Origin of the sequence: Haloarcula montana, from assembly GCF_035666295.1 — an archaeon.
GTDB lineage: Archaea > Halobacteriota > Halobacteria > Halobacteriales > Haloarculaceae > Haloarcula > Haloarcula montana.
Map to the genome: position 1 here is coordinate 1,289,036 of NZ_CP142027.1, position 12,428 is coordinate 1,301,463.

A 12,428-nucleotide genomic window follows, 5' to 3' on the forward strand; every position below is an offset into this window, starting at 1 on the left:
CGCGGTTTCACCCGGGCTGGTGCATCAGTCGTCGTACCACGTTCGAACACTGTGTCCCACTTAAGGGGCACGGTTCGAACCCGGCACGTCGTATGGACCCACTGGGATTTGAACCCAGGGCCTCCGCCTTGCAAAGGCGGCGCTCTGCCGCTGAGCTATGGGCCCGACAGGTACTGCCAATCGTTAGCCCTGATAGTTCTTAGGTGCTCGGTCGACGACGACCTCGAACAACCCGTTAGGTGGGCTGGGGCAGCGCCCCAGTCCCGATCAGTAGGAGGTGATCCAGCCGCAGATTCCCCTACGGCTACCTTGTTACGACTTAAGCCCCCTTGCGAAGCCCAGATTCGACCACCGCATGGTGGCCTCATCCGGACCTCACTCGGGTGCTTTGACGGGCGGTGTGTGCAAGGAGCAGGGACGTATTCACCGCGCGCTTATGACACGCGATTACTACCGAATCCAGCTTCATGCGGGCGAGTTTCAGCCCGCAATCCGAACTACGACCGGGTTTAGGTGATTAGCTCCGCCTCTCGGCGTGGCATCACATTGTCCCGGCCATTGTAGCCCGCGTGTTGCCCGGCCCATTCGGGGCATACTGACCTACCGTTGCCCGTTCCTTCCTCCGCTTTAGCAGCGGCAGTCCTCCTAGTGTACCCAACCACCACAAGGGTGTTGCTGGCAACTAGAAGTGCGGGTCTCGCTCGTTGCCTGACTTAACAGGACGCCTCACGGTACGAGCTGACGGCGGCCATGCACCTCCTCTCAGTAGCATCGGGTAAAGTCGTCAACCTGACCGTCATTACTACTGTCGGGGCCGGTGAGATTTCCGGCGTTGAGTCCAATTAAACCGCAGGCTCCTCCGGTTGTAGTGCTCCCCCGCCAATTCCTTTAAGTTTCATCCTTGCGGACGTACTTCCCAGGCGGCTCACTTCTCGGCTTCCCTAGGGCACAACGCAGGCTCGTAGCCTGCGTCACACCTAGTGAGCATTGTTTACGGCTAGGACTACCCGGGTATCTAATCCGGTTCGAGACCCTAGCTTTCGTCCCTCACCGTCGGGTCCATCTTTCTGAGGCGCTTTCGCCACCGGTGGTCCGTCCAGGATTACGGGATTTCACTCCTACCCCGGACGTACCCCTCAGATCTTCTGGCCCCAAGCCGGACAGTTTCCGCTGGACGCCGACGCGTTGAGCGCGTCGATTTCCCAACGGACTTGTCCGGCCGGCTACGGACGCTTTAGGCCCAATAATATCGGCCATCACTCGGACTGCCGGTATTACCGCGGCGGCTGGCACCGGTCTTGCCCAGTCCTTGTTCCTGAACCACCCTAGGGTTCAGAAAAGCGAGGGCTATATGCCCTCGCACTCGGAGTCCCCTTATCGCACTGTCGTGCAGTGTAAAGGTTTCGCGCCTGCTGCGCCCCGTAGGGCCCGGTATCTTGTCTCAGATACCGTCTCCGGGCTCTCACTCTCATGACCCGTACCGATTATGGGCATGGTGGGCCGTTACCCCACCATCTACCTAATCGGCCGCAGCCACATCCTATGGCGCCGGAACGTTTCCAGCTCTCTGTAACTCCAACATGAGAGCTGTATCAGGTATTAGCCTCAGTTTCCCGAGGTTATTCCTGTCCATAGGGTAGTTTGGCCACGTGTTACTGAGCTATATGCTGCGGGGCTAAACCCGCGCAACTAGCATGGCTAAGTCGGACTCCGATAGCAATGGCCTCCGGCAGGATCAACCGGAATGTATCCCGGCACGAGGCCGGGGGGTTAGGCGGGATCACACCCACAAAGGGTGTGGTCGCTATCGAAGGGTGTTCGAGGACACTCGACGACCGAGTGTCACCGAACTATCAGGGCTAACATCAGATCCCATCTTGACGGCGGACCGCAGGGGTGGAATCCTCATTTACTCCGGACCTGTGTGTTTGCTCGAAGCCTCCATAAAGGCTTCGAGTTCCGTCGGCGATTCGCTCGCCTCGGTCCGGGCCGGTCGGAACCTGTCGCGTCCGACCGGACCTCGTGTGCATCCATTCCGAGCACCCTGTTACACTTAAGGGCGTCGGATGGATGCTGGAGGCGTCGGGGCAGTGCCCCGCGCCACCGTCGTATTTCTTCCGAGGACGGTGTTACACTTAACCCCGTCGAACTATACCCGCTACGTCATGCGATTCCATGGGCCGCCCTATCGATACACGTGAACCGAGATCGGGGGCGTCAAAGGGAGACCTACGAGGACGGTGAACGAAGGGACAGGCCGGAAAAAGCCGGTCGTCGTGGCGTCAGATGTCGTCGAGGTGATCGACGCCCTGTTTCGAGACGTTACCCTTCGTGATGTCACCGGGCATCCAGTCGGGCTTGTCGTCCGGTGCCTCTTCTTCCCAAGCCCAGGCCTCGTAGATGTGGACCTTGTGAGTCCCTTTTTCCCGGAGTTTGATCTCTTTGCGGTCAGCATCGTCTTCACTATCGGCCGGTTCGAGCCGGCGAGCTGCCTTCAGTGCAGCCTGCCGGGGTGTTCCGCCCGAGAAGACGCTCGATTCGTCACCGTCCTCACGCAGCGCGAAGTTGCGCTTGTCACTGTCACGTGCCATGGTTTCGCCACTCCATGTCAACTCAGCACATGGCACAACATAAATATACCCCCGTATTCGGCCTCCGTCCGGGGGTGCGTTTATATACAAGCTCGATTCCGGGGCGTCGAACAGGACGGGAGTATCTGTCAGACGGAGCGAATTGCTACCCGACATCGACCGCACGGTAGACTTAAGTGCATCCTGCGGTGATGCACGGAGTAGGATACCGCGATGGTGCGAAAGAAGAAGCTCAGTCCGAGTGGTGCCAAAGACGAAGACGGCGAATACCACAACGTCCACATCAACATCCATGAAGACGAACTCGCAGTCGCTGGAATGGAAATCGGCGACGAAGTGTTCGTCCGCGTGCGCGACAACAAGATAATTATCCAGAAGGCTGATCCCGAGGACGTTGAACACGATTTCTGACGCACTGTCGCGGACAGTCCGTTCCGAGACGGTGTCGATACGCCACCAATGAGACTCTACGATATCGCGAAACCGCTACTGTTCTCGCTGCCCGCCGAGACGGCCAACACGGGCGTCCACCGGCTGCTCGAAGCCGTCGACGGGACACCACTAGCGAACGCACTCGCTCGGCACTACACCGTAACCGACAGTCGACTCCAGGTCGACGCCTTCGGCGAGACATTCGACAACCCAGTCGGCGTCGCCGCGGGGTTCGACAAGAACGCCACAGTCCCGGCGGTCCTGGCCGCCCTGGGCTTTGGGTTCGCCGAGGTCGGCGGCGTCACCGCCGACCCACAGACCGGGAACGCCCGCCCCAGGATGTTCCGTCTCCGGGAAGACGAGGGGATCATAAACAGGATGGGGCTAAACAACGACGGCGCGGACGTCATCGGCGAGCGACTGGCCCGAACCGACGCACCGTTCCCCGTCGGTGTCAACATCGCCAAAACCGAACACGTCGGGACGGACGAGGCGCCCGCCGACTACCGCTACACCTACGAACGGGTCGCCGAGGGCGGCGACTTCTTCGTCGTCAACGTCTCCTGTCCCAACTCCGAGGGGTTCGAGGAACTCCAGAACCGCGACGCGATGGAGGCCATCCTCGGCGAACTCCAGGACGCCGGCGCCGGCCCGTTGCTCGTGAAGCTCTCGCCGGACCTCCCGAACCCGGCCGTCGAAGACGCGCTGGATCTGGTCACCGAACTCGGGCTGGACGGCGTCGTCGCGACCAACACCACGACCGAACGGCCGGCCAGCCTCCGCTCGGCGAACGCTGCCGAAGGGGGCGGACTCTCTGGCAAGCCCATCGAGGGGGAATCGACCCGAATGGTCCAGTTCGTCGCCGAACGCGTCGACGTGCCGGTAGTCGGCGTCGGCGGCGTCTCGACGGCCGAAGGCGCCTACCGGAAGATCCGTGCCGGCGCCTCGCTCGTACAGTTGTACACCGGTCTCGTCTACCGCGGACCGTCGATCGCCCGCGAGATCAACGAAGGGCTACTCGAACTGCTTGAGGAGGACGGGTTCGACAGCGTCGACGACGCGGTCGGGGCCGACCTGTAGCGGCGAACGCTAAAATACCGGGCAGGTGTTGCCCGTCACATGGAAGCTGACAGTCGTACCCTCCACATCGCGTCCTGGACGGATCGGTTCCTCGCATGGCTCGTCGATGTCATCCTCGTCGGCGCCGTTCTCGGGTCCCTGGGAGAACTCGCCAGCGTGTTCTCGGTGCTGACTGGAAATCTCGCCGCGTCGCCACTCGCCGGCCTGAACGGCGTCGCCCTGTTCCTCTACTGGACGGCACTGGAGGGATCGCGCGGCCAGTCGGCCGGGAAGATGGTAATGAGCATCGCCGTCACCGACGAGCGGGGCGAGTCGATCGACTACAGCGCTGCAGCCATCGAAAGCTTCGGGAAGGCGTTCATACTCCCGCTCGACTGCCTCATCGGCTGGCTTGCCTACGACAAGGAGGGACTGCGACTGTTCAACAGACTCTCCTCGACAATCGTCATCGAGCAGGACGGGACGAACCCGCCGGAAGACGTCGAGTACGTCTACCCGGGCGACGAGTAAGTTCGTCGCTCGCGGGCTTACTTCACCCGTCTAGCCGGAACTCGAAGGCCGCAACCGGCAGTTCCAGATCGTGTTGCTACCACCTTTTTCGTCGTCGGGTTCGCTCACTCCGTTCGCGAACCGGTCCTCGAAAAACGTGGGCGAAAAATCACTCGCTCTCTTCGGTCGTTCGCGGGCTTACTCCAGCCCGTCCAGCCGGAACTCGAAGGCCGCAACCGGCAGTTCCAGATCGTGTTCGACGAGCACCTTCGGGTGGATCTCGCCGAGGACACCGACCGACCCACCGTCGAGGACGACTTCGGCGGCTCGACCGGAGATGAACGACGGGTGGCTGGTCGGGGGCGTCTCCAGCTCGGCGTCGAACGACTCCGCGAGTGTCTGCAGGCGGGCCTTCGCATCCTCGTACGAGGCGTCCGTGCGCGCGAGGACGCCGGCAACCGTCCGGCGTTCGGCAGCACCGGTGTTCACGTCGTCGTCGACGTGGGCCGCCAGACCGATCTCCGCGAGGTCCTGGGGATATCGCCGGTGGGTATTGTTCTCTAATACCATCAGCAGCGAGGGGAGCGCCCAGGTTCGGAGGATAGTGTAATCCTCACTGTAGGGCTCCTGGATCGTGACCGGATCGGCGGCACCGAGGCAGTCGTCGTCGGGCTGCTCGCGGTTGTCACCGCTCGCTCGTTCGTCGGTCCGTGGGACCGACAGCCCCATCCGCTCGAAGTTCTCGGCCTCGTTGGTCATATGGAAGTTCAGCAGGTCCTCGAAGCCAAGTCCCACCAGCGCGTCCCGGGCGGCGTCCTCCAGTCGGGAGCGGTCGTGGCGGCCGCCGACCGTCGAGACATCGGGATAGGTCGGTTCGAGGCTGTTGAATCCCAGCGCCCGGCCGATGTCGTCGATGACATCCAGCGGGTGGAGTACGTCGACCCGGTAGGGAGGGATCTCGACGTCGTATGCCAGGTCGTCGCCGCGGGTCTCTTCGGCGTCTAAACCGGCCCGTTCGGCGTAGTCGATCACCTCACGCTCGTCCAGGGAGACCCCGAGGATGCTCTCGATGCGCTCGTGGGAGACCGTCTTCGTCCGCGTTGAGAAGTCCGGTCGATCGAGCGTACGACCGGCGTACTCGCCGGGAGCGTCCTCGCCGTACTCGACCGCGACGCGTTCGACGGTCCCGCCGCGGGCCTCCAGGGCGTAGCAGACGATGTTCAGCATGTGGTCGATGGTCCACTGGTCGGTCCCGGTCATCTCGATGAAGAGATCCCGGGAGTTCTCGCTGACCTCCGTCCGCTGGCCGTTGATCACCGGCGGGAACGAGAACAGGCCGATCGAGTCGTAGATGGCGGGCACGCGATCGAAGTCGGCCACGAGATCCCCGTACGTCTGGCCGGTCTCGTGGTCGGCGACGACCTCGTTGGGTGTCATCTCTCGATCGGCATCGAGCGGGACGAACGTATCTTCGTCGGGATCGACGCTCGTGTAGGTGATCGACTTGCCGGTGCCCTCGGTAGCGGGCGCGCCTTTGAGCATCGTCAGGTCGTGGACGCCGATCGCACCCTTCGCACGTTTGCGGCCCATCGTCGCGTGGAGTTTCTCTTGGACTTGGATGAGCGACTCCAGGGCGTCCTCGCCCATGTCCAGCCCGCGGACGACGGCGCCGGTGACGTAGGGTCGCTCCGCTGGCTGGTCCTCGACCTCGATAGTCCACTCGGCGCTGTTGGTCGAGGGGACGTACACCCCACGGTCGTCACCGTAGTGGTACCGCAGCGAGCGGGCAACCCCCTCGACCGAGAGGCGGTCCAGACGGTCGGGCGCGAACTCCAACTGGAACTCGTCGTCCTCGGTCAGCCCTTCGAACTCCAGGCCCAGATCGAACAGGTCCGACCGGAGTTCCTCGTCGTCCTTCTCGTCGTGGCCGGTCAACCGGCGCAGTTCGTCGGGGTCGACATCGACGACAGGCATCAGTGCATCACCTCCGTCTCGCGCAGCAGTTCGAGATCACACAGCGTCCCGTGGACGTCCCGGATGTCCTCGAAGCCGTAGATGAGCATCAGCAGGCGCTCTAATGAGAGGCCCCAGGCCATCACGTCACAGTCGACGCCCAGGGGTTCGAGGACCTCGTCCCGGAAGATACCGGAGTTGCCGACCTCGACGATGTCGCCGGTCTCTGGGTGGGTCCCGAACAGTTCGAAACTGGGCTCGGTGTAGGGGTTGTAGTGGGGTTTGAACTCCAGGTCGGTGATGCCGAACTGCTCGTAGAACTCCGTGAACGTCCCCATCAGGTCACGCACCGAGAGGTCCTCGGCCATGACCCACCCCTCGATCTGGAAGAACTCCAGGAGGTGGGTCGGGTCCAGCGTGTCGTTGCGGTAGACCTTCTCGACGCTGAAGTACCGCTCGGGCGGCTCCAGTTCCCCGACCTCCTGGCCCGAGAGGTATCGCATCGACAGGGAGGTGGTGTGCCCGCGCAGGTCCAGCCCGCGGGCGACGTCTTCCTCCCAGGGAGAGTGGTACCCCTCCCCGTCGGGACCGACGCCCTCCTTGTGGGCCGACCGGACCCGATCGACTAACTCCTCGGGCAGATCGCCGATCTCGTCGGGCTGTTCCAGGGCGAACTGGTCCCAGTGGGTCCGAGCGGGGTGGTCCTGGGGCATGAACAGGCAGTCGTTGATCCAGAACTGAGCGTCGACGTGGGGACCTTCCATCTCCTGGAATCCCATCCCGACCAGCGTGTCCTTGACGCGGTTGGCGGTCTGTCGGAGGATGTGTTCCTTGCCGTGGGGAGTGTCCTCGGCGTCGGCTTCGACGTTGTACTCGGTGAACTCCACCTCGTCCCACTCGCCGCTGGTGAGCAGTTCGGGGGTGAGTTGGTCGACCGTCTCGGCGACCTCGACGCCCTCCATCAGTGCGGTGACACCGTCGTCGGTCAGCACCACCGATCGGATCGTCTCCTCGTGGACCTCGACGAGCCCGCGGCGTTCCAGTTGGTCGAGCGCGTCGTTATCGGCATCGTCGACGCGGTCGTCGGCGACGGCTTCCAGCGCGAGCATCTCCGGGTCCTGTCCGGGCGAGACGCCGGGATCGGCGGTGATCTCGCCGCTGTCGATCTCGCCGTACCCCTTCCGGGCGTAGTTCGACAGCGCGATATCGACAGCGCCGCCCTCCAGGCCCGAAACCCCGATGACCTGGCCCATCTGGACGGGGCCGTCGGCAGCGCCGGCGTCCATCGCAGCGGCATAGAGGTCCTGTTCGGGCAGGCTCTCGCGGACGTAGCGGTCGCCCTCCTCGGTGAGTTCGTAGTTGGCGACGGTCTCCTCGGAGACGGCGACCAGTCCGTCGGCTTCCAGTTCGAACGCCGCGCGCGTGGCCGCCTGCGGTTGCAGGTCGGCCTCGCTCGCCACGTCGTCGATGCGTCGGTCCTCCTGTGCGTCGGCGGCCTGCAGGACGGCCACCTGTGCCTGTGGTCGTTTCATACGGGTGTCTCGGTCTTGTAGGGATAACCGCGGGTCGCTCAGTTAACGGTTCTCACTTCACGCGAGGGTGGTCCTCGCTCGGCGAGCGGTTTCGTCCGGGAACGCCGCTTGGCGCGCCCGGAGTCCGCCACCCGTCAGGCGGCGAAGAAGAAGCCGAACCCCGGACGGCGAGGTGGCTGGCGAACGGCGCCGGCACGGTGGGATTCGGGTGCCATGTGCGATCGATTGTGACGGCTGGGCAAAAGGGTTGTGTCGCCCGACGAGCCGTCACACCGGGAGAAAATATATACTACACCCGATCGGAGGTGAAAATATGGTCCCCGATACCGGCGATCTGAACCCGGATGCGACGGTCCGGGAGGGAGCGGACCTGGCCGCCGATCAGGTCGATACCGTCGTCGAGACCGGCGAACAAGCGGCCGAAGTCGCCGTCGAGGGCAGTGGCGAGGCCGCGACGGTACTGGTCGACACCGGCGGAGCGGTCGTCGAAGTCGCGGTCGACGGGGGCGAAGCCGCGGCGGAAGTGACCGCAAAGGTCGTCGTCGCCGCGCTGGACGGGGTGTAACCTCAGGCTCGCTTGCGGTCCGAATCGAACTCGATGTCGAGGTCGTCGAGTTTCGCTTCCCACTCGGCGCGTTTCTCCTGATGCTCTTCGAGGAACGACTCCATTAGTTCGGCGGCCTGCTCCTTACAGCCGCCACAGAGCCGTTCGCCCCCGACACACTCCTCGTAGACCTCCTCGGCGAACGCGTCGTCCTCGCCGGCCAGCAGATAGGCGTACAGTTCATACACCGGACACTCGTCGGCTTTCCCGCCTTTCTCGCGTTGCTCCTCCGCGGTCGAGCGGCCGCCGGTCGTCGCCGACTTGACCTTGTCGTAGCCGTCCTCCGGGTCGTCGAGCAGGGAGATGTGTGAGGCCGGAATGGAGGAGGACATCTTCCCGCCGGTGAGCCCGGTCATGAACCGGTGATAGATCGACGACGGCGGGACGAAGCCGTAGCCGCCGTTGTCGAGTTCGACCTCGCGGGCCAGTCGGTCCGCCTCGGCGGCGTCCAGGTCGAATGCGTCGACGTGTTCGTCGTAGACGCGTTTCTCGCCGTCGACGGCCTCGATCAGGCCCTCGAAGGCCGCGTCGGTGGCGTTGCGGTCGTAGATTCGTGTTCGCGGACGGAGCGGTTCCTTGCCGGCGTTGTATAATTTGTTTTTGACCGAGCGTTCGGGGTCTGACTCGGTTCCGAGTAGTTTTCTCTTTGGGTAATTATCCCTGTTCGACGGGTCTACTGCTTCCTTTCCCTCATCAAGGAACACCGCGGCATCTATACACCTGATATCATGCTCATCGCCAATAATTTCTTGTAGAGTTTGGTACGCCTCAGCCACGATCGGCCGTTCCTCAGGCTCAAGCTCGAAACTCGCGAAGGCCTCGGTGACGCCGAAATAGCGCATCCGCGCGGCCAGGTCCCGGGCCAGACGCATGTGGGGGTCCTGGTCGGGGCCGACGGGGATGACCGTCGGCTTGGGCTCGTCGAGTTGCGGATAGAGAATGTCGGCCATCTGGGTGACGACCGACTGCATGTGCGAGACGTCGGTCTCGCCGTCGAAGTCGTAGATGGCCTGCAGTTCCGAGAAGTTCGTCTTCGCGCCGAGTTCGAAGGCGAGGTCCTGCAACGGACGGTTCTCGGACTGGCGGTACAGTTCGCCCTCCTCGGGGTCGAACCCGAGCGCGAGCAAGGAGAGGACGTAGCTGCGGGCGTGTTCGTCGATCTCCTCCCAGGTCAGTCCGCGGGCAGCGTGGGCCTCCAGGTCCGCGATGAGGCCGTAGGCGTCCCCGCCCTGCTGTTGGTGCCAGATGATCTCGTCGAAGACCATCTTGTGGCCGATGTGGGGGTCGCCGGTCGGCATGAACCCCGAGAGGGCCGCAAACGGCTCGTCCTCGCGCATGGCATCGGCGACCGGGCGGTAGTCGCGGTGGCCGAAGATGACGCCCCGGCGCATCAGGTAATGCGGGTTCGGGACCGCCGGCAACACCTCGTCGAACTCCTCGATGCCGAACTGCTCGAACAGTTTGCGGTAGTCGGCGATGGTCGAGGAGCCCCACGGGTCGAGTGCCACGTTGTCCGCGCCTGCGGCATCCGTCCCGCCGTCGGAGCGAAGCGGCGACGGGGATCGGTTCGCGTCGTTGGCCGTGTCGTCCGGCCGGGGCTGGTCGTCCGTCGATCCGTCGTCGGTGTGTGAATCTCGCGTCATGTGTCGTATGTCGTGTCGGTGTGCGCTCGAAGCCAGGCGAAAAGTGGAGGGAGCATCGTCGGCCTCGCCGGCGGATTAGGCCCGCCGTGCGGGGACCGCGAGACTGTCCACTTCCCGGTCACGCCAGCGCCAGCCGTCGACGGGAGTGGACACCATATCGAGGACATGCGCGAACACGGTCTTATGCCTTCCGGGTCCGCCCCTTACGGTGTCAGCCGCGCGACCGACAGCCACTCGACGCCGTCGCCGACCAGCGCGAACACCATCCGCTTTCGCACACCGTGGGCCAGCCGTACGTCCAACGCGAGGTCCCGCGGATCGAAGGTATGGGTCGCCGGGAGCACGCGAACGAGCAGTTCGGAGTGGCCCAGATCCTCGACGGAATCGACATCGGCGTAGGTCCGGAAGTCCGAGCCGAACTTGAACCCGGTCTTCGGGACGACACCGCGCTCCCGGAGCGTCGAGTACGCCGTCAACCGCCGGTCGAACCGCTCGCCCTCGACCTCGCGGCCGCGTTCGAGGACTGCCTCGGCCCCGCCGTCGACGGTCAGGGACCCATCGCGAGCGAGGTACGTGGCTTCGAGAAGCGAGAGCTGGACCGCCCCCTCATCGTCGAGCCGCTGGCCGTAGAAGGCCCGTTCGTACAGTTCCGTGGGTGGGTCCCAGCACAGCACCCGCTCGGCCAGCAGATCGCCCTCGACGGCCGGGACCGACGCGTCGCTGGTCCCCTCGACCGCGGGCCGGTCGGTCTCCAGATACGTGATCTCGCTCTCCTCGTCGACGACCGCCAGCACGCAGTCCCCGACCTCCCGGGCCGGAACAGTGTCGCGCTCGCCGACGACGCGGACGCGGTACTCGACAGTGTCGTCCCACGGCCCGTTCCCACGAGGGTAGACGACGAAGTCGATCCCCTCGGGTTCGTCGACCCACCCCTCGCGTGCGGGCGTGAGATAGAACCCGCGGTCACGCAGGTCCTTGTAGACGAAGAAGGCGACCTCCGAGACGACCGCCGAGGACAGCAACGCTCGGACGTCCATCCCGTCGACGCTGTCGATGTCACCCCGGTACAGCAGGTGGGCAGCCTCGACCGGCGCCAGCGTGAGGGCACCGCCGTTCTCGACGTGGCCGTAACCACTGGAGTCGTAGAACCGCTCGCGTGCGCGCTCGCCGGCCCGGACGAGGCCGCCGGAAAGCGTCAAGTCCATGCCCGGGATGACGGACGCCGGGACAAAGCCCCTGCGGGTTCGGCCGCCTCGCCCACCTCACGGATCACGCTCCTCGCAGGTGCTGTCCAGACAGCGCAGTCCGCCGGCCGTCTCGAACACCGGGAGCCCGCAGTCACAGGTGTCGACGACCAACCCGCTCGGGACCGAGAAGCCGGTGTCACAGTCCGGATACTGCTCGCAACCGGCCAGCAAGCCACCCTTTCGGAGGATGCGCAGGTCACTTCCACAGTCCGGACAATCCCATCGGCGGTCGAAGGCCTCGCTCACCCGGTCGTCGATGGACTCACACTCCCGGTCGAGACATACCTCGAAGGCGTCGCCGCGTTCGACCCGGATCGTCGGAAGCCCGCAGTCCTCACAGCGGCCCTTCGTGACTGTGGCGTCGCTGGGGACGCCGTGGCTGCGCGAACACGCCGTGCAGGCGACGGTCCCGCGGGTCCGGACCAGCGTCCCAGGACAGTCCGGGCAGTCCGCGACCGGGACGCCGGCCTCCGAGGCCGGGAACCGGGCGCTGCCGTGTTCCTCGTGGGCGACGACACGGAGGAGATTGTCGCCATCCCGAGCCGTGACCGTCCCGTCTTCGACAGCGACACTCTCTGCGCGGGTGAGCCAGGCGACCGGTTGATACCCCCCGGCGTCGTGGACCAACACGGTGTTGTCGGGCTTGACCACCACCAGCACGTCGCCGCGCTGTTCGCGCTCGCGTGAACCCTCGAAGACGGTCGTACACTGGCCGGCCATGACACGCGTTCCGTCGTGCATGGCCCGACCTGGTCGCGTACTAGTATTTGAAGGTTCCCACGGCGAGCCCGTTTGGTTGTGAAACTGACAGTCGAAACTAGTGTCGGGGGACAGTAGTACGTCGAGACGTGACAGTC

10 protein-coding genes, 1 tRNA gene and 1 rRNA gene are annotated in these 12,428 nt (G+C 64.3%); 4 read left to right on the plus strand and 8 right to left on the minus strand.

What is annotated here, in order from left to right; all coding sequences use genetic code 11:
• Positions 1-93: 93 nt before the first annotated feature.
• The 3 genes from VJ109_RS06605 to VJ109_RS06615 all read right to left on the minus strand — a co-directional run bounded on the left by VJ109_RS06605 (position 94) and on the right by VJ109_RS06615 (position 2,591).
• Positions 94-165: transfer RNA gene (locus VJ109_RS06605), tRNA-Ala, on the minus strand.
• Positions 166-272: 107 nt separating this feature from the next.
• Positions 273-1,746, minus strand: a 16S ribosomal RNA gene (locus VJ109_RS06610).
• 536 nt (positions 1,747-2,282) lie between these two features.
• Positions 2,283-2,591 (minus strand): non-histone chromosomal MC1 family protein, encoded by a 309-nt coding sequence (locus VJ109_RS06615; RefSeq protein ID WP_324759975.1) that lies wholly within the window; start codon positions 2,589-2,591, stop codon positions 2,283-2,285.
• Positions 2,592-2,804: 213 nt separating this feature from the next.
• On the opposite strand from VJ109_RS06615, the gene VJ109_RS06620 reads away from it, so the two are divergent.
• The 3 genes from VJ109_RS06620 to VJ109_RS06630 are packed head-to-tail and all read left to right on the plus strand — an operon-like array spanning position 2,805 to position 4,613.
• A complete protein-coding gene (locus VJ109_RS06620) occupies positions 2,805-3,002 on the plus strand; it encodes a hypothetical protein (protein ID WP_276179174.1) in 198 nt (65 codons plus the stop codon).
• A gap of 48 nt (positions 3,003-3,050) precedes the next feature.
• The gene (locus VJ109_RS06625) at positions 3,051-4,103 is read left to right on the plus strand and encodes a quinone-dependent dihydroorotate dehydrogenase (RefSeq protein WP_324759977.1); all 1,053 of its coding nucleotides are present in this window, start codon (positions 3,051-3,053) and stop codon (positions 4,101-4,103) included.
• A 39-nt stretch (positions 4,104-4,142) separates the two neighbouring features.
• Positions 4,143-4,613, plus strand: coding sequence for an RDD family protein (locus VJ109_RS06630; RefSeq protein ID WP_324759978.1), 471 nt, complete (start codon positions 4,143-4,145; stop codon positions 4,611-4,613).
• 177 nt (positions 4,614-4,790) lie between these two features.
• Here VJ109_RS06630 and pheT read toward each other — a convergent pair whose 3' ends face one another.
• Together pheT and pheS are read right to left on the minus strand one after the other, a co-directional pair.
• On the minus strand, positions 4,791-6,566 hold the full coding sequence (gene pheT, locus VJ109_RS06635; RefSeq protein ID WP_324759979.1) for a phenylalanine--tRNA ligase subunit beta: 1,776 nt from the start codon (positions 6,564-6,566) through the stop codon (positions 4,791-4,793).
• The gene (gene pheS / locus VJ109_RS06640; protein WP_324759981.1) at positions 6,566-8,077 is read right to left on the minus strand and encodes a phenylalanine--tRNA ligase subunit alpha; all 1,512 of its coding nucleotides are present in this window, start codon (positions 8,075-8,077) and stop codon (positions 6,566-6,568) included. The genes pheT and pheS overlap by 1 nt, the downstream gene beginning before the upstream one ends.
• A 313-nt stretch (positions 8,078-8,390) precedes the next feature.
• Between pheS and VJ109_RS06645 the strand changes: the two genes are divergently transcribed.
• Complete coding sequence (locus tag VJ109_RS06645; protein WP_324759982.1) at positions 8,391-8,642, plus strand: hypothetical protein; 252 nt, start codon at positions 8,391-8,393, stop codon at positions 8,640-8,642.
• Between the two features lie 2 nt (positions 8,643-8,644).
• Here VJ109_RS06645 and VJ109_RS06650 read toward each other — a convergent pair whose 3' ends face one another.
• The 3 genes from VJ109_RS06650 to VJ109_RS06660 all read right to left on the minus strand — a co-directional run bounded on the left by VJ109_RS06650 (position 8,645) and on the right by VJ109_RS06660 (position 12,312).
• A complete protein-coding gene (locus VJ109_RS06650; RefSeq protein ID WP_324759983.1) occupies positions 8,645-10,324 on the minus strand; it encodes a tryptophan--tRNA ligase in 1,680 nt (559 codons plus the stop codon).
• Positions 10,325-10,527: 203 nt separating this feature from the next.
• Positions 10,528-11,529 carry a tRNA-intron lyase gene (gene endA, locus VJ109_RS06655; protein WP_324759984.1) on the minus strand — a complete coding sequence of 334 codons (1,002 nt, stop codon included), beginning with the start codon at positions 11,527-11,529 and terminating at the stop codon, positions 10,528-10,530.
• Positions 11,530-11,586: 57 nt separating this feature from the next.
• Positions 11,587-12,312 (minus strand): PDDEXK family nuclease, encoded by a 726-nt coding sequence (locus tag VJ109_RS06660; RefSeq protein WP_324759985.1) that lies wholly within the window; start codon positions 12,310-12,312, stop codon positions 11,587-11,589.
• Positions 12,313-12,428: the final 116 nt, after the last annotated feature.

Coding starts and splice junctions, on each gene's coding strand:
- VJ109_RS06615 (WP_324759975.1), bottom strand. CDS start 2,591: ATGGCACGTGACAGTGACAAGCGCAACTTCGCGCTGCGTGAGGACGGT.
- VJ109_RS06620 (WP_276179174.1), top strand. CDS start 2,805: ATGGTGCGAAAGAAGAAGCTCAGTCCGAGTGGTGCCAAAGACGAAGAC.
- VJ109_RS06625 (WP_324759977.1), top strand. CDS start 3,051: ATGAGACTCTACGATATCGCGAAACCGCTACTGTTCTCGCTGCCCGCC.
- VJ109_RS06630 (WP_324759978.1), top strand. CDS start 4,143: ATGGAAGCTGACAGTCGTACCCTCCACATCGCGTCCTGGACGGATCGG.
- pheT (WP_324759979.1), bottom strand. CDS start 6,566: ATGCCTGTCGTCGATGTCGACCCCGACGAACTGCGCCGGTTGACCGGC.
- pheS (WP_324759981.1), bottom strand. CDS start 8,077: ATGAAACGACCACAGGCACAGGTGGCCGTCCTGCAGGCCGCCGACGCA.
- VJ109_RS06645 (WP_324759982.1), top strand. CDS start 8,391: ATGGTCCCCGATACCGGCGATCTGAACCCGGATGCGACGGTCCGGGAG.
- VJ109_RS06650 (WP_324759983.1), bottom strand. CDS start 10,324: ATGACGCGAGATTCACACACCGACGACGGATCGACGGACGACCAGCCC.
- endA (WP_324759984.1), bottom strand. CDS start 11,529: ATGGACTTGACGCTTTCCGGCGGCCTCGTCCGGGCCGGCGAGCGCGCA.
- VJ109_RS06660 (WP_324759985.1), bottom strand. CDS start 12,312: ATGCACGACGGAACGCGTGTCATGGCCGGCCAGTGTACGACCGTCTTC.